Origin of the sequence: Psychrobacter sp. 1Y11 (assembly GCF_052259045.1) — a bacterium.
In the GTDB taxonomy this organism is placed as follows: Bacteria; Pseudomonadota; Gammaproteobacteria; order Pseudomonadales; family Moraxellaceae; genus Psychrobacter.
This window is the reverse complement of the sequence record NZ_JBQQER010000015.1, coordinates 26,843-49,786: the sequence shown is the minus strand read 5'-3', so window position 1 is coordinate 49,786 and position 22,944 is coordinate 26,843. Positions and strand designations below refer to the sequence as shown.

Below are 22,944 nucleotides of genomic sequence, written 5' to 3'. Positions count from 1 at the left end.
ACTAATCATCAACGCTTAGCGTTATGCTAAACGGTTAGTCAAAAGCCGCTCTCTTTATTGAGGGTGGCTTTTTTTATAGTCCAAAGACAAGTATCGATTGTCTGTAGGGTAGGTTAGCTTAAGCATAACCCACCGAATTTGCTACACGATTGAATATCGATTTTGCAGATATTTGTGGTAAAGGAATAATGATGCTAACTATAGATTTACTCAATAAAAGATCATCTAACACTCAAAGTAGTATTCAAACCGCTGCAGACATCGAAAGTATTATTCAACCGCAAGATGCTTGGAGTTATCAGACAATAGTAGAGTTGCTTGCACAAGATAGTGTTGATTTATTGGTCGTTTATCAAAGCGATAAAGTCGTTAGCTACTGTCTTTATCAGGTCGTTTTTGAGCAGGCGGAAATATTACGCATAGGCACGCATCCTGACTATCAGCGTCAAGGTATTGCTTCAAACCTATTTGCTAAGTTAAACGAGAAGCTACAAGAGCTAGATGTTGAGAGTTTACTGTTAGAGGTAAGAGCCGATAATGCGCCGGCGATAGCTTTGTATGAGCAGCAAGGTTTTGAGACGATCCACCAGCGTAAAGGTTATTACACAACCGCGCATCAGACAGCTGTCGATGCTTTAATTATGCAGCTAAATTATAAAAAATGAAGCGAAGGAGAATTAATAAGATTATCGATGATAAGGAAGCGTAGAGCTGTTATTTTTACAATCTTCTATCGAAGGCACGTAACTATCATCCTCTTGCATACGCGTTAGCAGAGTAATGCGCTGGGTTAACATCTCCACCATAAGGTTGATATTGGCTTGTTGTTTTTTGACTTGTTCCAGCTTTTGCTGAGTGACGAGCAGTTGCTCATCAAGATTCAAATTACCATCGTAATAATCATCAAGGCTATTTTTTATCTCAGTAAGGGTAAAACCAATAGCCTGCGCGCTTTTAATCAGTTCAATACGCTCGATACATTCGGGATGAAACTCAGTGTATAAGCGCGAACCCGCTTGCCGCTTACGAGACTTCAGCAGCCCTAGCTCGTCATAATGACGCACGGTATCTTTGGTGGTATTGGCTTTTTTTGCTAAAGCCCCAATGAGTAAAAACGCAGTATCCGGCATCGTGGCCTCTTTTCGTATGTCAATCTTATCGACTAAATGTCATTTATCTATTATCAAATAGTGGCAGTCTAAAGTGACCAGATTTTTGAATGCTCATCAGAGCTATCCAGCCTAGCCACAGGCACCGGCTGATGGGGCTGAGTGGGCCAGCTAACAGCGCCTTTATTTAATAATTGCTCTAGCTGAGCCAAAAACTGACTGCGGCTGAGGGTAGTCGCGCCTAAGCTTAGTAGATGATCATTAGGCAGTTGACAATCGACTAGCGCCACGCCGCTGTCAACGCAGAGCTGCATCAAGCCCCAGAACGCTAATTTTGAGGCGTTAGAGGCACGATGAAACATCGACTCACCAAAATAAATGTGGCCAATTTTTAGTCCATAAAGCCCGCCTATCAGCTGTCCATTCTCATCCCACACTTCTACGCTATGAGCGAAACCATAGCGATGCAGCTCGGTATAAGCTTCGATCATCTCCTCATGAATCCAAGTGTGCTCAACCTCAGGCTGTTTATCATTAACATCATTACTACGCGGCAAACTACAAGCATGAATGACTTCATCGAATGCTTGATTGACCGTTAACTGCCAACGCGAGCGCCGAGCTTGTTTACGTAGTGATTTGCTGGGCTGATAGTCGCTTGGCGCAATGACGCAGCGCGGCTCAGGGCACCACCAAGCAATAGGTTCATCTTCATTAAACCAAGGAAATAGCCCCTGCGCATAAGCCGATATCAGCGTTTCAGGAGCCAAGTCGCCACCTAGTGCTATCACGCCGTAGCCGTCAGGATCGGCCTCATTAGGAGTGGGGAAGTCATAGCGACCAAGACTTTTAATAGTTTTATAAAAAGTCTCAGGCATCATATTATTGATATCGAGCTTATTGAGCATAATGGTTCTTAATTTGATGGCTACTTCGTTTTAATCGATTGTCAATGTTGACGCATAAGTATGATCGGTGGCGATGGTTTCGCCAATAGCGTCTAAGTATTTTTCAGCATCGAGAGCGGCCATACAACCAGTACCTGCTGAGGTGATTGCTTGACGATAAACATGATCAGCGACGTCACCTGCAGCAAAAACGCCATCAATACTCGTTTGGGTAGCATTACCATTGATACCGCTATTGACGATGATATAACCATCATTCATCTCAAGCTGACCTTTGAACATGTCGGTGTTAGGCTTATGGCCAATAGCGATAAATATGCCATGAGTATCTAGTTGTTTGCTGCTGCCATCTTCGGTCGATTCGATAACGACGCCATTGACACCCATATCATCACCCACAACTTCTTTTACGGTGTGGTTCCACTCTATTTTAACATTGCCATTTTTGGCTTTCTCGAACAGTTTGTCTTGTAGGATTTTCTCAGAGCGCAGGCTGTCACGGCGATGCACTAAAGTGACTTCTGAGGCAATATTGGATAGATACAGTGCTTCTTCAACAGCCGTATTACCGCCGCCGATGACCGCGACTTTTTGGTCTTTATAAAAGAATCCGTCACAAGTGGCACAAGCGGATACGCCTAAGCCTTTGAATTTTTCTTCTGACTCTAAGCCCAAATACTGAGCTGAGGCGCCAGTTGAGATAATGAGCGCATCACAAGTGTAGCTGCCATTATTACCAATCAAAGTAAAAGGACGCTCATTTAACTTAACTTCGTTGACGTGATCATAGACCAGCTCTGTACCGAAGCGCTCGGCATGCGCTTTCATGCGATCCATTAGCGCCGGACCTGTTAAATCATGAGCATCACCTGGCCAGTTATCGACTTCAGTTGTCGTGGTTAACTGTCCGCCGACTTCTAGGCCGGTAATCATGACAGGCTTAAGATTGGCACGCGCTGCATAGACAGCTGCGGCGTAACCTGCAGGGCCTGAACCTAAAATAATGAGTTTTTCGTGACGTGGCGCTGTAGTGTCAGTTGCCATAAAATATTCCTTACTAATGATTTAATGAACTGATTATAAATATGAAGCGTTATAAGTTATTAAAATTAATTATTAAAAATTGCGACTAAGATGGTTTTTGTCATTGCGATGTGATAATAACATAAGGGCAGCGGGTAAAAAGTGCAAGTTTGCTAAAACAAACATCACTATGATAAGAACTAAACGATAGCTCAAAATTAAAGCCGCTTTATTGATAACAGACTCGCCACTTTGGCTAGGTATTTGCTATCATAACCAGTTATGTAAAAAGCAGTAAGAGCCATGGAAACAGCGACTTGTAAGTATAAAGCTATCTAGATGGCGCTTTATGGTTCACAGGCTTTAGAGTTAAAGAAGCAAGTCAGCATATAAGCAAGCCTACAAACACCTAAGCACGATTGTGAGTAATCGTGTGTCACCACTTATTTAGTATCAATATATTGATAAAGGCAGATCCTACGTGATATCAGCAGCAGTTATAGACTATTTAAAAAAAGGGATATTTACCATTCTTGGGTTAATGCTGGCAGTCTATCTGTTCATTATCTTGATGACATATACCGGTAATGATCCTAGCTGGTCACATATCAGTAGTGATATGACCACTATCAATAATATGGGCGGCGCGACAGGCGCATGGTTGTCCGATTTGCTTTATAGCTTTTTTGGTTTTAGCGCTTGGTGGCTGCTGGTATTTATGGTTTACGAGTCTATCTTGATTTGGTGGAATAACAAACCGACTTTTTGGGTGCTACGTTTGGTGGCTTATATCTTTTTGCTATTGAGTGCCAGCGCTCTATTTGCGCAATTGATGGCTTTGATTCAGCAAGTGGCAGATCCGGTCACATCAGGTCTCAAAGGCGTGGCTGGTGGCATTATCGGCCTTGAGTTACAAGCGCGCTTAGCGCTGTTATTGACTAAATGGGGTAGCCTGTTATTTCTAAGCGCTTTTGTGATAGTGACGGCTACTTTTGCCTTTAATATTCATTGGTTATCGCTATATCACAGATTAACTGATCTGCATTGGTTCGGTTCTGGTATCGGCAATACGGCTAGCACAGGCTCACTTGAGAATGACAACGCTCTTGATAGCAATGCCTTGATTACCGATGATGAAGCTGACGTAGCAAATCAAAGCAGTGATAGTTTTACTAAAGCAGCCGACTATGAGCAGCTACCACTCGAGCTACAAGAAGCGTCTAGCGCTACCGCCCAAAATAGCAGCCGCTTTAGTCATGTGTTGACCGACTTTCTAGCTAAGTCAGGATTGGGTGCTAGTGTCAAAGAGGCGATAGCTAGCGCTGAAGCGGCAGCTACTAACAAAGCTATGGCAGATCATCTACAGCCCGCTACCGCTACTGCGAATACAGAGCGCGCTCAGAGCTTAGCCCATCCGCGTCAACAAAATACTAGCGCAACTGCCGCGCCGATACGCAAAGTTGAGCCCAGCTTCGCTTGGAATGATGATGACATGGTGGCTGATTTGCTTGCTCGTGAATCAGCTACTGAGCAAGGGGCACCTGCACCCGCTGTATCGCCGACTACTATGGACCAGGCAGAGCAGGGCAGTCAAGTCAATCGCATGACTCATTTAGAGTCTGAGCAAGCGGCGACTGATGAACTGAAAGGGATAACTGAAACTCATAACGAAACATTAGATAGCGCAGTCATGCCGACACCATCAGCTCAAATTGATGGTTTAGCCGATGCTTGGTTAGCCGAACATAGCGCCGTCGAACAAGCGCCCAACACTGATCAATTAAGTGCTAAGCAAGCTGAGGCAGATAGCACGCAAACAGCTAGCACTGAAATAAACAACAGGGAAACAGCGGCTAGTGAAAATATTGCTATTGAATCAACTGCGGCTACTAATCCCATAACAAAACCTGCAGTCGCCGCTGCGGTGGTCACAGAAAATGCAGCTACGAAAGCGGCATCAATAGCTATCCCTGCTAGTGAGCAAGCGCCTACAGCTAATACCTCCTCGCTTGCAGATATGACCCCAACTAATACACCGCCGTCCAATCCAAAAGAAGCGCCAAAAGCGCAGAAAGTAGATGACGAGTTACCAGTAGAGTCAGCACCAGTGACAAAACCTGCAGTTAGCTTTGCGGTACCTGATGGCGATGCGAGCAATCATATTACTGATATGATGCCCGAAGACAATAGCCCGGCGAGTAGCGAGGATTTGGATGAGCCCTTCATGCCGGATATTCATGATGATGAAGCCTTTGCCAAACGCTCAAGATCGATGCAAACCGCTCAGTACCGCAGTAGTCTCAGTAAGATCCCAGAGCTTGCTATTCTCGATAAGCCTGATCCTGATCGCGAGCCGAGCTACACCGTAGCAGAGCTTGATCAACTCTCAGAGCTACTAGAGATCAAACTCCAAGAGTTCAATGTCAAAGCCGAAGTCGTACAAGCGATTCCAGGACCAGTAGTTACCCGCTTTGAGGTCGAGCTTGCTGCGGGGATCAAAGCCAGTAAAGTCACAGGTATCTCACGTGATTTGGCTCGCTCCTTGTCTATGGCCTCATTGCGCGTGGTCGAGGTCATCCCTGGTAAGCCTTATATCGGTATCGAGGTACCTAATAAGCAGCGCGAAATGGTACGCTTAATTGAGCTATTAAATACCGAAAAGTATAAAGACCCTAACGCGCAAATCAGTATGGCGATGGGTAAAGACATCGGCGGTAAACCGATCATTACTGATCTGGCACGCGCGCCGCATATGTTAGTCGCTGGTACCACAGGCTCTGGTAAGTCGGTGCTGGTCAACTCTATGTTGCTCTCGATGCTACTGAAATATACCCCCAATGAGCTCAGATTGATTCTCATTGATCCCAAGCAGCTTGAGCTAGCTAATTATAATGAGATTCCACATCTGCTGACGCCTGTGGTAACTGATATGACGGAGGCGGCCAGTAGCTTGTCTTGGTGTGTGGCAGAGATGGAGCGCCGTTATCAGCTGATGAGTCTGCTAAAGGTGCGTAAACTCAATGAGTTCAATAAAAAGGTGCTCGCCGCTGAAAAGGCAGGCAAGCCGATGCTTGATCCTTTATGGCGTCCCAACGATAATGTCAGTATCGACCAAGCGCCTAAGCTAAAAACGCTACCGATGATCGTTATCGTCGCCGATGAGTTTGCCGATATGATAATGCAAGTTGGCAAACAAGCCGAAGAGCTGATCACCCGTCTTGCGCAAAAATCGCGGGCTTCTGGTATTCATTTGATGCTAGCGACTCAGCGCCCCTCAGTCGATGTGATTACCGGCCTGATCAAAGCCAATATCCCAGTACGTGCTGCTCTACGAGTCAACTCAAAAGTCGATTCGCGGACTATTTTGGATAGCGGCGGCGCTGAAGACATGCTCGGTAATGGTGATATGCTGTTTTTAGGACCAGGTCAAATTGAGCCTGATCGAGTGCATGGCGCTTATGTCAGTGATGAAGAGGTCAACCGCGTCTGTGACGCGTGGCGTGAGCGCGGCGCTCCAGATTATATCGATAATATGGCGGGCAATTTTGAATTATCGAGTTCTGGTAGTGGTAGCTCTGGTGCTAGCGCGTCAGGCGAAGATGACGATCTTTATAATGATGCGGTTGCCTTTATTATGGAGACGCGCAAAGTCTCCGCATCGTCCATTCAGCGCAAATTCAGCATTGGCTATAACCGCGCCGCGCGTATTGTCGATTCGATGGAAGAAGCGGGCCTTGTCAGCTCAATGGGTAAAAGCGGTAAGCGTGAACTGTTGATGTAAGTCTATAATAAAATGTCAAAAAACGAGCTACGCAAATAGCTCGTTTTTTTGTGCAAATTTTGCTTTAGCTTAATACTAAGATATAGTATTTGCTTATATAATTGACAAAACTAACAGCTATGCAAGGATGCTCTATGTTTAAAGAATACACCCAATTTGACGCGCTAGGTTTAGCAGAACTCGTCAGCAAAGGCGAAGTCAGCGCCAAAGAATTACTCGATAGTGCCGTCGCACGCGCCAATAAGCTCAACCCCAAACTAAACGCCATCATTCACCGTTTCGATGAGCGTGCTTATGATAAAGCGCAAGCGGGACTACCGTCTGGCGCTTTTACCGGTGTACCTTATTTGCTAAAAGACTTATCTTTTAGTTTTGAAGGTGAGCCTTTGACCATGGGTAGCCGCAGCGTCAATATCATGTCAGATTACGATAGCGAAATTGTCAAACGAATGAAAGTCACAGGAGTCAATACCTTTGGCAAGACTAATACGCCTGAGTTTGGCCTGATTATTACCACTGAGCCCAAGGCTCATGGCGCCACTCATAATCCGTTTAAAAAAGGCTATAGCTCTGGCGGCTCATCGGGTGGTAGTGCCGCCGCAGTAGCTAGTGGTATCGTACCGATGGCAGGCGCAGGTGATGGCGGCGGCTCTATTCGTTTTCCAGCCGCTTGGTGCGGTACTTTTGGCTTCAAACCTAGCCGTTGTCGCAACCCTATGGGGCCTAAGGTTGGAGAGGGCTGGGAAGGCGCGGTAGCTGATCACGTGATTACCCGCAGCGTGCGTGATAGTGCCGCGATGCTCGATGCCACTAGCGGTGCTGAAATTGGCGCGCCGTTCGTGATTGCACCGCCTAAAGGGAGCTTTTTAGAAGCGGCGATGCGCGAACCCAAACCGCTAACAATTGCCCTGCATCAGCAGCCACTGATTGCCGGTACGGTCGTGGATAAAGAGGTGTTGGCGGTACTTGAGCATACTGCTAAGCAGCTAGAATCCATGGGGCATCGTGTGGTGCCTGCCGAGCCGAATATCAATATAGAGCAGTTCTGGCATGACTTTATGGTGGTAGTCTGTACGCATACTGCCTTTACTATCGATGATATTGCGCATAATTATGGTGCTCATCACATTAAAAAACTAGAGCCACAAACCCAAAACATGGCGCTACTAGGACGTTCCTTATCGGCAGTTGATTTAGCGCACGCTAAGCAAGGCTGGCATGACAGCCAATATCAGACGGGATTATTGTTAGAGACCTACGACATGATTTTGTGTCCGACTGTTCCGACAACAGCGGTCAAGCACGGCGTATTGCCGCCAAGTGTGATGGATGAGATGCTGATGCGTAGTGCTGAGGTGCTCAATAAAGGGATCGATATGGGTAAGTATGCTTTTAGCTCTGGCATGATAGAGAAGCTCAGCCATCCGGTATTGAGTAAGATGGCTTTTACTTTATTAGGTAACGTCACCGGCCTACCGGCAGTTTCTGTACCCGTAGGCATGAGTAAAAAAGGCCTACCTATTGGCATGCAGCTGATCGGGCGCATGAATGATGAAACGACATTATTCAGTGTGGCAGGTGAGATGGAGCGGGCAGGCATGTTTACTAAGCCTGCCTTTGCAAAGTAGCCTAAATATAGATCACGCTAATCAAAGCGGTAAATATCCATCCCTAAGCTGTGGTGCGCCATGCTTTGATGCACGACACTGACGCGTTGTCCTACGCCTAGGGCAAAAAACAACGGCAGTAAATGCTCATCGCTCGGATGAATATCTTTATAATTAGGATACTGCTGCCAGTTTAAGGCGGCAGGGATATCGGTTTTTAGCTGCTGCAATAACCACAGCTTAAAGTCCTTTGCTGTCTTATCCACGCTATCGGCTTCCCAGCGCAGTGCTTGCAGATTATGAGTAATATTGCCTGAGCCGATGATTAGGATTTGCTGTTCACGTAGACGAGCAAGCTGCGCGCCTAATTGATAGCAAGCAATGCTGTCATAATGCTGAGGTAAAGATATTTGCACCACAGGCACATCTGCCTGCGGATAAAGATGGCGAAGCGGCGACCAAACGCCGTGATCGCTGACTCGTAACGGGTTGGCCGCGGTATTGATACCGCGTGCGCTGAGCTGCTGCGCCAAAGACTCAGCAAGTGGAGCGTGACCTAGAGCCGGGTATTGTAGCTCATGTAGCTGTTGACTGAAGCCTGAAAAGTCATGCCAAGTCTTCGGCTGTGGATTACTGCTAATTTCAAGCTTAGTAGACACCCAGTGCGCCGACATAATGATAATGGCTCGCGGCTTAGGTAGGTTTTGTCCGATGCGGGCTAGCGCGCTGGTAGTCGCGGACTGCTCGATAGCTAAGGTCGGCGCTCCATGTGAAATAAATAAAGCAGGCAATCTTGCCACGTTAGTCAAGCCCATAGGCGCATCTAACCAGGCGGCCGCACCGCTGATAGGTGTAGTCGTATCATGCCTCTCATGCTGGGGGCTGTGATTAGGCTGGCTAGTAGATCTGGCTGACTTTGATTGGTTCATGTCAGCTTTATTAGGGCAGATTCGCGTTTTTCAATCCGTTTAGGTGTTTTAGCTCAGCTCTGGTGCTAGTTGCCACGGTGATAAGGATGATTATTATTGATGCTCATCGCGCGATACAGCTGCTCCATCAGCACGACTCGCACTAGCGGATGCGGCAAAGTGAGCGCTGATAATGACCAGGTCATATCTGCCTTTGCCAGTACTGCCGGTGAGACGCCATCAGCGCCGCCTATTACTAACGCCACATCCATACCTTGTGGCATCACATCGGCAAGTTTGTTCGCTAACTTTTCGGTTGAGAGCATCTTGCCTTTGACGTCGAGCACCCATAATTGCTCATGCCCTGAAGCGTTATGCGCAGCCAGTATCGCCTGTCCTTCTTGCTCACGGTACTGTGCTAGATTAGCAGTTGATGGGTTTTTTGCTCGTTTTGCCGCAGCAATCTCCACGATTTGGGTGCTGAGCATAGGCTGGATACGTTTGAAATATTCGTCAAACCCGGTCTGTATCCATGTAGGCATTTTATTACCGACGCTCAGTATTCTTATTTTCATGGCAGTTAGTACTCCAATAATTGAGTAAAAATAACAAAAGAAGTCTACGCTTAATTTAATGTAACAAACAAGACTTTTATACCCCTTTTTTTTATGCTTAACTAGCATTCGACAAACAAGAGTCTGTTTTGTCACTTAGTTATATTTTCTATGGACTTAATTAAAATTTTTTACGAAAGGAGTCGTTTATGAGTCGTATTATTATGAATCGCACTGTAGCAAATGTCTTAACCCTTACGGCAGGTGCTCTGTTGTCTACTTCTGTATTTGCCGCTTCATTAGATGGCACTCAGTGGCAAACGGTCGATGACAAAACTGGTGAAAAAAAGGCCATTATTCAGCTAAATGAAAATGGCGGTAAGGTCTCCGGTAAAATCATCAAGGTACTCGATAAACAACAGGCGAAAGCAGTCTGTACTAAATGCCCAGGCAGCCTAAAAAACAAACCAGTCGAAGGGCTGCAGATTCTGACAGGTCTAAAAGCGGACGGTAATAATAAGTGGAGCGATGGCAAACTGGTTGATCCGGAGTCTGGCAAAGTCTACTCAGGGAAAATCACCTTGAGTGACAATGGCCAGAGCTTAGATCTGCGAGGCTACGTAGGTACGCCCTTGTTTGGTCGCTCACAGACTTGGCAGCGTATTAAATAACCCGCTCAGAAAGCCATCAATAAAAAGGATGACCGATTGCTATCAGTCGTCCTTTTTTTGTGGTTATTTTTGCGATACGTTAAATATGATCATCTTAGGTTCAGCCGATCTGATTCTAATAAGCGCGTTAGGAGTCATGAGTCAGCGGTTTAAGCGTCTCAGAGATACCCGTAGTACCTTTATTTTTAGGGATAACGTTCAATGTGGCATCTGACTCGAAAACGATGGCTTCTATTTCATCTAAGTCATGAATACCATTTGCACGCATAACGCTCTCAAGCTCTTGATAAGTTAAACGCTCATCACGCATAGCTTCTGGTAAAAACTGGCCTTGATAAAAAACAATCTTAGGTTCAGACAAAATAAAACTGCTAAACGAAGATGATATAGAAGCGTATTTGGTCACCAAAAACTGTAATAAATAAAGGGTCACAATAGAAGCACCACCCTCAATAAACGGGATGTCCTTGAGCAAGATCGTACTAGCGCCCAATGAGCCGATCATAACGGTCACGATCCAGTCAAAGTTATTAAGCTGCGAGGTTGAGCGCTTGCCTGAGACTTTGGTGGTGACGACAATTAAGATATAGACCAGCACCGCGGTCAGCACAATACGTGCAAGTTTTTCTATATCGTCAAAAAACAGCATATCCATAACGATTACCCCTATTTATATTTTTAGCTACTGATTGTAAATAGCTATTTATTAACGGCAATGAGCAGTTTGCTCAGCCTAACGGATTTTATAGCTTAGGAGGATAAAAGTTTTGTAGTCGTTTGGAATTTAGAGATAAACTAGAAACATTTTAGCTATCGGCAGTGCTCATTTGTGAATGTTCAACACGCCCTAATAAAAATAAGCTCATAGCGCTGTTTTATCTCATCATATCTAGCTTGGCAGTCAATGGTTCAAAAACAGTCATTTTGGGCTTAGCAGTCGATTAAATAGCCAAATACCGACACCGGCGCTAATAAAAGTGAGCAGCATAATCGCGATTAAAGCGACTAATAATGGCAGCGGTTGCTGCAGGCTCATTTCTATAAATACTTGCCGATTGGCTTCATCAAACAACCATAACCAAATGGCTAAAAAGTAAAGAGCGTTCAGCAACCAAACGATAACCGTACCGCCAATTGCTAGTTTACTCATCTCATCTTTACGTATTGCACGGCGTTGATGTTTGATGAATTTATGCACGGCAATAAAGGCACCCACTAAGATAGATAGCAAAGTCACCAATTGCGGATTGAGCGCAATTTTCGTTTGTAGCAGCATCAACAAAGCGCTAGCCAGAATATAACCCACCATAAAAAACCCTAGATATTGCGCTAGTTTGACTGGTGTAGTCGATGGGCTAATCACAGATTGAGCCTTAGATTTACTTAAGTTTGCGGATTTGCGCGACATAAATTTGCCTGTATAAATATATTATAATCAGAATTATTTAGCTCAGACTACTTTTTGGCAGTCCAATCGAGCATAGCATCGAGTACCGGGCGAGCCAGATAAGGATTCAATGCCTCGTCGGTATTGATTACGCCGACTACCGCATAATCTTGTCCGGATTGTCCTTTGACATAACCTGCCATAGCGGTGACATTGTTTAAAGTTCCGGTCTTGATCCAAGCTCGGCCAATAGCTTTTGAGTCTGGCAGGCGCTCGCTATGATGCATAATCGTCCCACTAACGCCTGCGATGCCAAGTGAGTTGACGTAAGCGTCGAAGCTTGGATGATGGTAAGCAAAGCTCAAAAGCTCATTTAGGTTGGCGGCGGTCACTGTACAATCTCGGCATAGCCCTGAGCCGTTGGTTAGATACGGCGGGGTAGTGGTTAAATTATTTTGCCACCATTGATTGATCTGCGCTAATGCTTGCGGATAATCAGTCGCTGTTGGTTGGCCAAATTGATAAAGGCTAGTGGCGTTTGGCTTAATATTATTAACTTCAGTCATAGTCTGACTATTAACGGCGCTGTTATTCGTATCAATAGTATCTGCGCGCTTAGCTTTGTGATAGCTACCGATGGACAACGCCACTTGCTCAGTCATCACATTATTGGAGAAGTGATTGATATCATATATCTGCTGCGCCAAGTTATAAGACGGATAACTAACTAGGGGGAATGGCGATAAAGGCAAAGAAGTTAAGCCAACATGCGAATGATACGCTGCGTAAGGCTTTTCTTGACTGATTACCTCTCCGCTAAGCGTATTGCCAAGCGCCTGCCATTTTGTCGCAATGACACGAGCCACAAAGTCTTTGGCGTCTGGGTAATTAACATAGAAGACATGCTCACCGCAGCTGTCTGGCAGTTTAGCATTGAGCGTTAGTTTATTTTGCTGCCAGCGCGGCGCTAGGCTATTACGAGCCTGCGAGCAGCTAGCACTACGAACACCTATGTGACTTGGGAGTTGGTAGTTGGCTAATTGCGGCGTATAAGTGAGCTGCGCTTGTCCAGTCGCCAAAGGATGAGTCTTAATAGCGAGACTATTGAAGTTTACTAAGAATCCATCCGGACTAGCATTATAAGGTCGCAGAGGAGCGTTATCGAAGGCGGCCGGATCTTTACTGACGTTATTAAATATCGAGCTATCGACAATGATATCACCGTCAATATGCCGAATGCCGGTTTTTTGTACTTGATAGAGTAGCTGCTCTAAGCGCTCATGCGTCATTTTAGGATCGCCGCTTCCTTGAATGATCAAGTCGCCCTGCAGCCTATCCCCAAGGACGATACCAGTATGATAGACCCGAGTAAACCAAACAAAATCTGCGCCTAGTGTATCGAGCGCCACAAAGCTAGGGATCAGCTTCATTGTGCTAGCAGGAGTACGCGGGATATCAATATTATGGCTAATCAGTGGTATAAGTCGGCGTTTGGCAGTATCTTCAGTATCGCTATAGCGAACGGTACGGCTTTCATTGATTACTAATATTGGTGGCGGGTTTTCTAAGCTTTGATAAGTATAAGGGTCATCGGTATAAGCTTGCAGCTTACGATCTTGTTGCTCAATGGCTTGTTTGTCGACAGTGATAGCTGAATTGGTGGCTTTATTATTGCTATTATTAGCGCTTTGAGCCGCGTTGGTTACAGCTGCTACTTCAGTATCAAGATTACCAACATTCGCGCCATCACCCTCAGTATTGCTATCGATGACTTTTATGATCGCGGGCAAACGACTATGCGTCTTATCACCGAGTGGGGTAATGAGGATACTGATGGTGTCAGCGCTTAGCTCGGCTTTATTTAATGCCGCCTCAATAGAGGCAGGTAGCGCTGCTTGTGAGGTGTGTGGCATTAAGCTAAGAATAGCGCCCGTTAATAATTTTAAGCGTTGGAGGCGCTGATGACGACTAGTAGAGTCAGTAAAACGAGAGGTAAGAAACAGGCTAGAGATTCTAGAGAGTATGGTCATGAGGTATCTGAGCTTAAATCGTAAAACGGCTTATAGTAACATGAGTGGCTATGTGAGTCTTAAAAAGCGTATAAAAGAAAGGTTAAGATAACACTCTCAGCGCACATGTAAAAAAGCCATAGCAGTCATCAGCGCATCATTATAGGCGTCATGACTACCAAATTCAGGAATATTATAATGAGCGAGTATTTTGGATAGTTGCTGTGAAGAGTTGGGCGTATTGGGGTCGCGATCGCCCATACGCTGACTATATAAGCGTCTAACATCAAGCACTTCATTGGGCAAAGTAGTACCCATATATTGCTTGATTAAGGGGTTCAAAAATGCAGTGTCTAGCTGCGGACAAAACCCAACGATAGGGCGATTGTTGATAAAGGGCAGTAGCATTGCGAGCATCTCCTCATAGCTCATACCTTCAGCAACATCGGCGCTACGTAGACCATGAATGATAATAGTATCACGATCGGGCATGACTGGCGGACGACATACCAGATGCAGACCGTTACCAGTATCGATAGTATCGCCGTTGATGTGAATGGCAGCGACCGAGAGCAAATGATGCTTGCGAGGATTGAGACCCGTCATTTCACAATCTATCGCCACCCATTGACCTTCTATAGGAGGCTCAAACATCGAGGCAAGCTCCGCTCGCTGTAGCTGTGTCTTTCGCCATTGGTTTGATAATTGTTTGAGCCAACTCATAAATGTTTGCTTCTTAGTGATAATGATAGTGATTGTAGTTGTAAATAAGCAGTAAAGCGCTTAAACCGTATAATTCTGCCTTAACCGATCTCGAGCTGATAGTGCTGGCGTAGCTGGTTCTTAAAGCTCTTCACTACCGCCAAGCACTCTTTTAATACATCGCGCTCAAGCGCCGATAGGGTCATAGGATCGATTTGCCGAGCATACTTATCATCAGTAGCGAGCGCCACAGTCAACCGCTGACCCATAAAGAACTCTAATGCTTCGCCCAAAGTGGTGGCTCGCTCTTGAGTCAGCACTCCGGCTTGCACCAGCGCCTTTAGCCGATCCCTAGTACTGGGCACGTGCAAGATGTCATATTCTAAGGCCATACTGCGAATACCATGCACTAAAGGAAACAGACCGGACTTTTTGAGATCGATACTCGTATTATTGGTCTTACCCAGTAGAGGCGCAAGCCGCTGCCACCACTGGTTAACATCCCCAAACTGTAGCGCGGCGCGGGCGAATTGACGCACAAACATAGGATCTGAATGACGATGTGCGACTTTGAGATGATCACGAATTTGAGTCAGTAGCGCCTCATCGCCGCAAACATACTCGCCATCGAGTATCGCGGATAGATAGATAGCGTGCATAGGATCAGTGTTCTTAAACCATAAGCTGATCTGCGCTGTAAACTCCTGTAGCGGCTGTCGCCACATCGGGTTGGTCATCATAATATTACCATCACACAGCGGGTAGCCTAGAGCCGCTAATTGATGATTGAAGGTATCAGCATACTCTGCAAGCTTTGGATGACTAAAGCCATCGCGTATAATCAGCGCATTGTCTTGATCGGTACGCATGATCTGCTCGCCGCGTCCTTCAGATCCCATAACGATCATACAAGTGTTTTCCAAGACCTCGCTAGGCACGATAAGCTGCCACAGTTTAGTAAATACCTGCGCATTAAGCGTCTGTACCATGCGACTGACGTTACCAATTTTGACGCCGTTTTGCTGCTGGGCACGGATATAGCGCCCGATCAGTGCGGCGGCAGTATCGATACTAGCAAAATCCTTGGCTTGCTCGATCTGAATACTGATCAGCTGTGAGTGCTGACCGATATAGGCAAGCATATCGCTTTGACCTAAGATACCGGCGACTTGGCCACTATCATCGATGACGGGAAGCCTATGAATACGATAGCGAGTCATGGTCAACAGCGCATCGCCAATCTCACTATCAGCGTTGATAGTACGTAGATTGAAGCTGGCGTAGTCTTGACAAGGGGTAGTTGCCGGATCTCGCTGATCGCTGACAGCTCGGCAAACATCAGCATCAGTCAAAATCCCTAGCTGACTGTCGTCTAAGTCCTCGGCTACATCAGCTAATTGACGTACTAACACGTGCTTCATCCCAACTTTGTTCATGACCTGAGCTGCTTGTTGTAGGCTAGCAGCTGCCTCAACGATATGTACCGGGAGTAAAGTCACATCAGTTACTGGCTGTAGCATGATTTGCTGTACTTCTTGCTGGGCGGTGTAGCCGCTATTACTCAGCGATAGATTCTGTGACTTAGTGCCTTGGCGCTGTTGTAAGGCTTTTAGCTTCTCGGGTAATTTATCCGAGAGGAGCTGACGCACTAAATGGTTTTGGGCGCTAATTTTATCGATAGCCGCACCATCGATTTGTAAGAGTAGCGTATCCTCACTGGCGCGGTAGTCATATGACAGGACATCTGAGCTAGTGTTCTTTGCCATTTCAGGCGTACGGCGGCTATCGAACCAGTCGTTACTGTGAAAGTGGTCGGAGTGATTGCTACCGAAGTAAGCAGCAACAAAATCGCCTGCGTAGGTCTGCTCGATTTGACCTTTTATCAGCACATAAAAGTAGGTCATATCGTCAGTCATCAAGCGCTCATCGGCTGCTAAATAACGTATTTGCGTGTGTTTTCTGATACTTTGGCGTTCCGCTAAGCTCAACACGTCAAATGGCGGCTGGGTAAAATCAAGAGGGATCATGGCATCATCCGTGATAGCGTTATTAATCCGCTATAGTAAATAAGGTATTTATCTTATTACTATAGCATTATATAAAAAATAATCCTTAATAACATAAGGGTTATTAAGGATTATTTAAAAATATTAGCCTAAAGTTATTGGCTAGTTATTCGATATTAGCAGCGGTAGTCAGTAATTGACGAATCCGATCAATGGCCTCGCGACTCTCTTCTACGCTCGCCACCAGCGCTATCCGTACATACCCTTGTCCTGGGTTTTTGCCATTGACCTCGCGGGATAGATAGCGCCCGGCTAGAGCATGAATATTGGCTTGCTCATAAAGCGCTTTTATAAATGCTTCATCGTCCCCTGCGAATAGCTCCGGTACTTTTACCCAAAAGTAAAATCCAGCATCCGGCATCCGCAGCTCTAATAAGTCACCTAGCTCCTGCATCCACAAGGCAAACTTCTCTTTATAAAGCGCTCGATTATGAGCGACATGCTTTTCATCCTGCCAAGCCGCAATCGAGGCAAGCTGATGCGGGATAGGCATAGCGCAGCCTTGGTAAGTACGATACTGTAAGTAGGATTTTAAAATGGTAGCGTCACCAGCGACAAAGCCTGAGCGTAGACCCGGTAAGTTTGAGCGCTTAGACAAGGAATGAAAAACGATGCAGCGCCTAAAGTCATCCCGACCAAACGCCGTACAAGCTTGTAATAAGCCGATAGGGGGTTCGTCAAAATACAGCTCGCTATAGCACTCATCACTGGCAATGATAAAACCGTATTTATCAGATAATCGCAGGATAAATTCCCAATCATCCAAGCTCATCACGGAGCCGGTTGGGTTGTTTGGACTACAGATAAACAGCAGCTGAGTGCGCGCCCAAACCTCAACAGGAACCGAACGATAGTCGCCCTTAAAATCATTCTCTAACGTACAAGGAACAAAATAAGGCGTCGCTTGGGCCAGTAGTGCTGCTCCCTCATAAATCTGATAAAAAGGGTTGGGCATGACCACTGTCGGCTGCGGCGTCTCTGCACTATGATTGACCACCGCTTGTACGAAGCTGAATATAGCTTCACGAGTGCCCATCACTGGCAGTACTTCATTATAAGCATCGACATGACGTAGAAAAAACCGTTTTTCTAACCAATGAGCTATCGTTTGTCGCAGCTCAAAAGAGCCATTAGTAGTGGGGTAACAGCTTAAACTGTCCAAATTTTGCTGTAGAACGTCCAAGATAAAGGTGGGTGGCTCGTGTTTTGGCTCACCAATACCAAGCTTGATTTCGCTGTAGTTCGGGTTTGGCTTGCTGTCAGCAAGCAAATCACTCATTTTAGCGAAAGGATAAGGATGCAAAGCTCGTAAGTTGTGATTCATAGGCGTAGTAACTATAATAGACAATTAATAATAAAGTTATAAAGAAAAATAACATTAGCGCAGTGTAGCACCTCTCTTATTTTTTGTCTTTTTCTTATGGTGGTTATTACCTGTTGATATAGCAAAGCTGCTAGCAAAGATCAAAGATAGTACACCTCTACCATCCATAGCTGTTGGCAGTCACTTATCTTCTAATCGATAACATTGAAGACTATAAATAATAACTACTGTGCTCTTTAGAGGACTTGATAATTATGACTAAAAGTTACAAAGCTTCTAAACCTGATAGTATTAGCGGTATGGAGTTGGATAATATCGCAAACCCAGCAGTAAAGTATGATTGCGACTCAAAACATGCGAGTAAAGTATGTGAGCAATTGAAGAGTCGTGAGCAGCAATGGTGGCAAGCTCATCAAAGTCTTATTGACCTCAAAGAGCGACAGATATTTTGGTTTGGGGAGAGCAGTATGATGATGTGGCTGCTTTGGCAGTTAGTTAGCTATTTCATCGTGGCATTAGTGCTAATGCTAGCGAGCAAAATGCTAAATTTATCACTCTCGTTACAGCAATATGTGCTTATATTTGCCTTACAAACTTTAGTCTTTATCGCCGCCTTTGTCTTTAAAGGCAATCTAGCCAGACTATTACAAAACAAGTTCCACAGAGCGGAGCTAAAACGAGAGCAGTCGTTCAATGAAATGATGATTTTAGCCTCAGACAGTCTGTTTCCAGACGTTCATTCTCAAGCGCCCATTTCCCTACACAGTATCTACGAGCAGTATGACAAACAGATACAGCTAATGAGCTTATATACTTTACTCAATCGTGAAATTGATGCTGGAAGATTGATTTTACAGTATGAAACGCAGGCAGGTTCATTGCCATTAGAGCTTGCCGAAGATGAGCTCAATGATGTTGCTGAAGACATCATTTATAGAAGTACGGTGTCATAGTCTTAACGCATAAAAGCTTTAGCTCATCAGCATGCACTCATAAATAGGGGTAACTAGCCGTCCTATTTATCAGCGACAACTGACCCTAGTGATAACGGTATCAGCTATGATCTGCGCGAACACTCAGAGAGGCTATCAATGCCTCTTTTAGGGTAGCTAACATAGCATCAGATAAGGGTGCGTCATTTCGGTCACTAATATAAAACATATCTTCAGCACGCTCACCTAAGGTGGTAATACGAGCGGCGTGCACTTCTATATTTTGCTGCAAAAATACTTGACCCACACGGGCCAACAATCCGGGTTGGTCCAGTGTTTGTAAGCTCATAATATGCTGGTTAGAAGCCTCGTTGAACTCAAAGCTGATCGTCGTTGGAACATCGAAATGCAGTAATTGCCGAGGCAGGCGCTTGCTGGTCAATTTCGGAGCGCTAGGATCTTTGAACGCATCGATTAGGCGCTGTTTTAACTCTTCTTGCTCGTCAGCTTCCGTCAATAAGGTACCGCTACGATCAAGCAAGACGTAAGAGTCTAGAGCAAAATCACGCGTAGCAGTGATAATACGTGCATCTAACACATCCAAATTCATCTGATCAAAGACCGCCATCGTCACTGCAAATAGATTATCCTGATCTTGGGTGTAGACGAACACTTGTACCGCATCCAGCGCCAGCTCCCGATGCTCGCGTAGCACTACTAAAGGCGCACTATCAGCATCTGAGGCCCGTCCAATCGGCGGGTGCGCCAAGATCGCTGCCGTGTGCCAAAGGATATCCTCAGCAATCTCTCGTAAAAAGTACTCATCGCCTAAGTCGTCCCAAAGCTTTAGCACCTCTTCGCGGTCCATGTGCTGATTGTCTGCTGAGTCAAGCATCTGCATAGCCTGCTTACGAGTGGCGCGGATCATATCTTGACGGTTGGTAGGAGCGTCGATATCAGCACGCAATATACGCCGCGTCTGCGAGTACAGCTGCTTCATAAGACTGGCGCGCCAGCTATTCCAGAGCTGCGGGTTAGTGGCATTCATATCGGCAACGGTGAGTACATACAGATGATTTAAGTGAGTGACATTACTGACAAGATCGGCAAATACAGTCACTACATCCGGGTCTGATATGTCCTTTTTTTGCGCGGTCATCGACATCAGTAAATGATAACGCGTCAGCCAGCCTACCAGATTAGCATCCGCTAAGCTCATGCCATGCTTGAGACAAAACTCGATCGATTCGGTTTGCCCAAGCTCGCTATGATTACCGCCGCGACCTTTGGCAATATCATGGAACATCGCCGCGAGCACTAAAATCTCTTTACGTTCAATACGCTGAAAGATAGCGCTAACTAGCGGAAAGTCTTGTTGAAACCTGTCATCGGTAAAGCGATGCAAAATACGAATCAAAAATAGCGTATGCGCATCGACCGTATAGCGATGGAACAAGTCATACTGCATCAGCCCCGTCACTTGCGCAAAAGAAGGAATATAATTACCTAAGACGCCGTAACGGTTCATCGTTCGCAGACGATGAAATAGATAGTTTTGCTCTTTAAGATTAGCCAAAAACAGCGCTTGATGCTCAGGAGTGTCACGATAGTTTTGATCAATACCGCGGGCGGCTACTTTGAGCGCGCGCAGCGTATGGGTACGGACTTTTTTGAGTCCATGTTGTCCCATAAGTAAGAACATCTCCAAGATAGCTTCGGGATGCTGAGCAAACACACGATGATGGGCGATAGCGATTTGATCGCCAATTTGATTGAAGCGCGCGGTTAAGGGGCGCTTGCTTGGGCGCTCATCGATAGGCAGGTGCGGCTCTATGATGGTCTCAAAATAGTGATTGGTTAGCATCTCAGACAGCGTTGAGATTTGCATAGCGCAGCGATAATAATCACGCATAAAGCGCTCGACCGCCGCATTAGGCTCATCATCAGGCTGAGTCTCATAACCCATAAGCGCAGCGATATCACGTTGATAATCGAACAACAGCCTATTTTCATTACGGCCGGTCAGCTCATGCAAATAATGACGTATTTGCCAGATATAACTCTCGGCAAAGCTGAGCTCATCAAACTCCTTTTCGGTCAAAAAGCTCTGCTGTACTAAGTCATAGAGCTTACCGACCCGAAAATAGCGCTTAGTGACCCAGCCGATAATATGAATATCACGCAGACCGCCAGGGGCTGTTTTTATATTTGGCTCAAGATTGTATTCGGTAGCATTGTGTTGTAGATAACGGTTTTTGGCTTCCTCGATTTTAATCTCATAGAAGTCGAGCTGTGACCATAGCTTATTAACGACGGCGATAGGTGTATCTTTTAGATCGTTATTACCGATGAGTAGTCTTGCTTCTAGCAAGGAGCTGGCTACTGTGTGATCATGAGCGGCCTCTAAGCAGTCATCGACGCTACGCACAGCCAGCGCTGGTTCAAGGCCAACATCCCAAAGCATAGCGACTAAGCGGTCTATTTTATTACTGACCTCTTTGGTGATTATATTAGGAGACAGTAATAAAATGTCGATGTCTGAATACAAAGACAGCTCACCGCGGCCATAGCCGCCAACGGCAAATAGTGCCAGATCAGTCTGCTCCAATTCGAACCATAAAAAAAGACTGCTTAATAGCTCATCGATAGCGCAGGCGCGTGCGGCTACCAGTTGTCTGATATTGACCCCGCGCTCAAGCGCTCGGCTGATATCTTCTTTGATCTGAGCTAGCCACTCAGGGATACCTAATAAAGAGTGTTTGCTGGGATCACTGACGACCAATAAAGGCGTGCCTGTTGACTCATCAGGCGGAGCCAATGCTGGTAACGGCGTAATATACATAGATGCAACATCGCAAGTGAACATGATCGTTATCCCATAAACCAAATACTTAGAAATCGAAAACTGAGAGCTGTAAAGCTACAGCTGAGGGTTGTCATACTATGTTTTGTTTTAATACTATAAAGTATAAATCAACCGCAAAAAAAAGACCGCGTAAGCGATCTTTTCTCTATGTAACTACTGAGTCAAAAAACTCAAGTCTTCTTCGGGACGAGTAGTAAAGACTTCGCAGCCATTGTCCGTGACCACCATTGTATGCTCCCACTGCGCTGACAGCTTACGGTCTTTGGTAATCGCCGTCCATTCATCCGGCAAAATTTTGGTCTGCCAAGTGCCTTGGTTGATCATCGGCTCAATGGTAAAAGTCATGCCCGTCTTGAGCTCAAAGCCTGTGCCTTTTTTGCCATAATGCATGACTTGCGGCTCGTGGTGAAACTCATTAGATATACCGTGACCACAGAACTCACGTACGATACTAAAACGCTCAGGCTCGACGACCTCTTGAATCGCCGCGCCGACATCGCCGAGACGGGCGCCATCTTTGACCACACTCATACCCGCGTAGAGCGCTTTTTGCGCGACATCACAAATGCGCTTAGCCATGATAGAGCCTTCACCGACGATCCACATCTTAGAAGTATCGCCATAGTAGCCGTCTTTGATCACTGTCACATCAATATTGATAATGTCGCCGTCTTTAAGAAGTTTGCTTTCGGTAGGAATGCCGTGACAGACCACGTGATTGACAGAAGTACAGATAGATTTTGGGAAGCCATTATAGTTCAGTGGTGCCGGAATCGCTTGTTGCTCGTTGACGATATAATCATGAGCGATTTGGTTCAGCGCTTCGGTACTGACGCCAACCTTGACATGCTCATCTAACATCACTAGGACGTCGCTGGCAAGCTTGCCTGCCACGCGCATTTTATCTAAGGCTTCAGGAGACTGAATGAGAGATTTTTTTATCATATTGTTATACTTACAGTTAAAGATTTAAAGTGCCCTAATTATAGCATAAATGTACTATTTAAGGATTGAACAGCTTTGTTGCACATTATATGGAGATAGTGTGTATGAATCACAATATCCCCTTAGCCGTCAAAAGTCGGTTATTGACCTAT

At 45.6% G+C, this 22,944-nt stretch carries 18 protein-coding genes; 5 read left to right on the top strand and 13 right to left on the bottom strand.

Features of this window, described 5'->3' with window-relative positions; all coding sequences use genetic code 11:
- Window positions 1-188: 188 nt before the first annotated feature.
- Window positions 189-665, top strand: a complete 477-nt coding sequence (gene rimI / locus ACTXGJ_RS11715) for a ribosomal protein S18-alanine N-acetyltransferase (protein WP_439257485.1) — start codon at window positions 189-191, stop codon at window positions 663-665.
- A gap of 21 nt (window positions 666-686) precedes the next feature.
- Here rimI and ACTXGJ_RS11710 read toward each other — a convergent pair whose 3' ends face one another.
- The 3 genes from ACTXGJ_RS11710 to trxB all read right to left on the bottom strand — a co-directional run bounded on the left by ACTXGJ_RS11710 (window position 687) and on the right by trxB (window position 3,061).
- On the bottom strand, window positions 687-1,130 hold the full coding sequence (locus ACTXGJ_RS11710) for a MerR family transcriptional regulator (protein ID WP_439244554.1): 444 nt from the start codon (window positions 1,128-1,130) through the stop codon (window positions 687-689).
- 68 nt (window positions 1,131-1,198) lie between these two features.
- A complete protein-coding gene (aat, locus tag ACTXGJ_RS11705; RefSeq protein ID WP_443566061.1) occupies window positions 1,199-2,017 on the bottom strand; it encodes a leucyl/phenylalanyl-tRNA--protein transferase in 819 nt (272 codons plus the stop codon).
- Between the two features lie 30 nt (window positions 2,018-2,047).
- Window positions 2,048-3,061 (bottom strand): thioredoxin-disulfide reductase, encoded by a 1,014-nt coding sequence (trxB, locus tag ACTXGJ_RS11700; RefSeq protein WP_439244551.1) that lies wholly within the window; start codon window positions 3,059-3,061, stop codon window positions 2,048-2,050.
- Between the two features lie 460 nt (window positions 3,062-3,521).
- Here trxB and ACTXGJ_RS11695 point away from each other — a divergent pair, with 460 nt between their 5' ends.
- Both ACTXGJ_RS11695 and ACTXGJ_RS11690 read left to right on the top strand, forming a co-directional pair.
- Window positions 3,522-6,821, top strand: coding sequence for a DNA translocase FtsK (locus ACTXGJ_RS11695; protein WP_443566060.1), 3,300 nt, complete (start codon window positions 3,522-3,524; stop codon window positions 6,819-6,821).
- Window positions 6,822-6,955: 134 nt separating this feature from the next.
- Window positions 6,956-8,449: an amidase gene (locus ACTXGJ_RS11690; protein WP_443566059.1), complete on the top strand. Its 1,494-nt coding sequence runs from the start codon at window positions 6,956-6,958 to the stop codon at window positions 8,447-8,449.
- A 17-nt stretch (window positions 8,450-8,466) separates the two neighbouring features.
- Here ACTXGJ_RS11690 and ACTXGJ_RS11685 read toward each other — a convergent pair whose 3' ends face one another.
- On the bottom strand, window positions 8,467-9,243 hold the full coding sequence (locus ACTXGJ_RS11685; RefSeq protein WP_443566062.1) for a DODA-type extradiol aromatic ring-opening family dioxygenase: 777 nt from the start codon (window positions 9,241-9,243) through the stop codon (window positions 8,467-8,469).
- Window positions 9,244-9,422: 179 nt separating this feature from the next.
- Window positions 9,423-9,911, bottom strand: coding sequence for a 23S rRNA (pseudouridine(1915)-N(3))-methyltransferase RlmH (gene rlmH, locus ACTXGJ_RS11680; protein ID WP_443566058.1), 489 nt, complete (start codon window positions 9,909-9,911; stop codon window positions 9,423-9,425).
- A 188-nt stretch (window positions 9,912-10,099) separates the two neighbouring features.
- On the opposite strand from rlmH, the gene ACTXGJ_RS11675 reads away from it, so the two are divergent.
- The gene (locus ACTXGJ_RS11675) at window positions 10,100-10,561 is read left to right on the top strand and encodes a DUF2147 domain-containing protein (protein WP_439244545.1); all 462 of its coding nucleotides are present in this window, start codon (window positions 10,100-10,102) and stop codon (window positions 10,559-10,561) included.
- 127 nt (window positions 10,562-10,688) lie between these two features.
- Here ACTXGJ_RS11675 and ACTXGJ_RS11670 read toward each other — a convergent pair whose 3' ends face one another.
- The 6 genes from ACTXGJ_RS11670 to dapC form a co-directional block, all read right to left on the bottom strand.
- A complete protein-coding gene (locus ACTXGJ_RS11670) occupies window positions 10,689-11,216 on the bottom strand; it encodes a DUF421 domain-containing protein (RefSeq protein WP_439244543.1) in 528 nt (175 codons plus the stop codon).
- Between the two features lie 264 nt (window positions 11,217-11,480).
- Window positions 11,481-11,969: an ABZJ_00895 family protein gene (locus tag ACTXGJ_RS11665; protein ID WP_439244541.1), complete on the bottom strand. Its 489-nt coding sequence runs from the start codon at window positions 11,967-11,969 to the stop codon at window positions 11,481-11,483.
- Between the two features lie 47 nt (window positions 11,970-12,016).
- The gene (locus tag ACTXGJ_RS11660) at window positions 12,017-13,978 is read right to left on the bottom strand and encodes a D-alanyl-D-alanine carboxypeptidase/D-alanyl-D-alanine-endopeptidase (protein WP_443566057.1); all 1,962 of its coding nucleotides are present in this window, start codon (window positions 13,976-13,978) and stop codon (window positions 12,017-12,019) included.
- A gap of 96 nt (window positions 13,979-14,074) precedes the next feature.
- Entirely contained in the window at window positions 14,075-14,680 is a 606-nt protein-coding gene (locus ACTXGJ_RS11655; RefSeq protein ID WP_439244539.1) for a 3'-5' exonuclease, read from the bottom strand.
- Between the two features lie 80 nt (window positions 14,681-14,760).
- Window positions 14,761-16,686, bottom strand: a complete 1,926-nt coding sequence (locus ACTXGJ_RS11650; RefSeq protein WP_443566056.1) for a DUF294 nucleotidyltransferase-like domain-containing protein — start codon at window positions 16,684-16,686, stop codon at window positions 14,761-14,763.
- Window positions 16,687-16,831: 145 nt separating this feature from the next.
- Window positions 16,832-18,049 (bottom strand): succinyldiaminopimelate transaminase, encoded by a 1,218-nt coding sequence (gene dapC, locus ACTXGJ_RS11645; protein ID WP_443566055.1) that lies wholly within the window; start codon window positions 18,047-18,049, stop codon window positions 16,832-16,834.
- Between the two features lie 254 nt (window positions 18,050-18,303).
- On the opposite strand from dapC, the gene ACTXGJ_RS11640 reads away from it, so the two are divergent.
- Window positions 18,304-19,002 (top strand): hypothetical protein, encoded by a 699-nt coding sequence (locus tag ACTXGJ_RS11640; protein WP_443566054.1) that lies wholly within the window; start codon window positions 18,304-18,306, stop codon window positions 19,000-19,002.
- Between the two features lie 100 nt (window positions 19,003-19,102).
- Here the strand turns inward: ACTXGJ_RS11640 and glnD are convergent, their stop codons facing one another.
- The gene (glnD, locus tag ACTXGJ_RS11635; protein WP_443566053.1) at window positions 19,103-21,847 is read right to left on the bottom strand and encodes a [protein-PII] uridylyltransferase; all 2,745 of its coding nucleotides are present in this window, start codon (window positions 21,845-21,847) and stop codon (window positions 19,103-19,105) included.
- A 153-nt stretch (window positions 21,848-22,000) separates the two neighbouring features.
- Window positions 22,001-22,792: a type I methionyl aminopeptidase gene (map, locus tag ACTXGJ_RS11630; protein WP_439244530.1), complete on the bottom strand. Its 792-nt coding sequence runs from the start codon at window positions 22,790-22,792 to the stop codon at window positions 22,001-22,003.
- Window positions 22,793-22,944 lie beyond the last annotated feature (152 nt).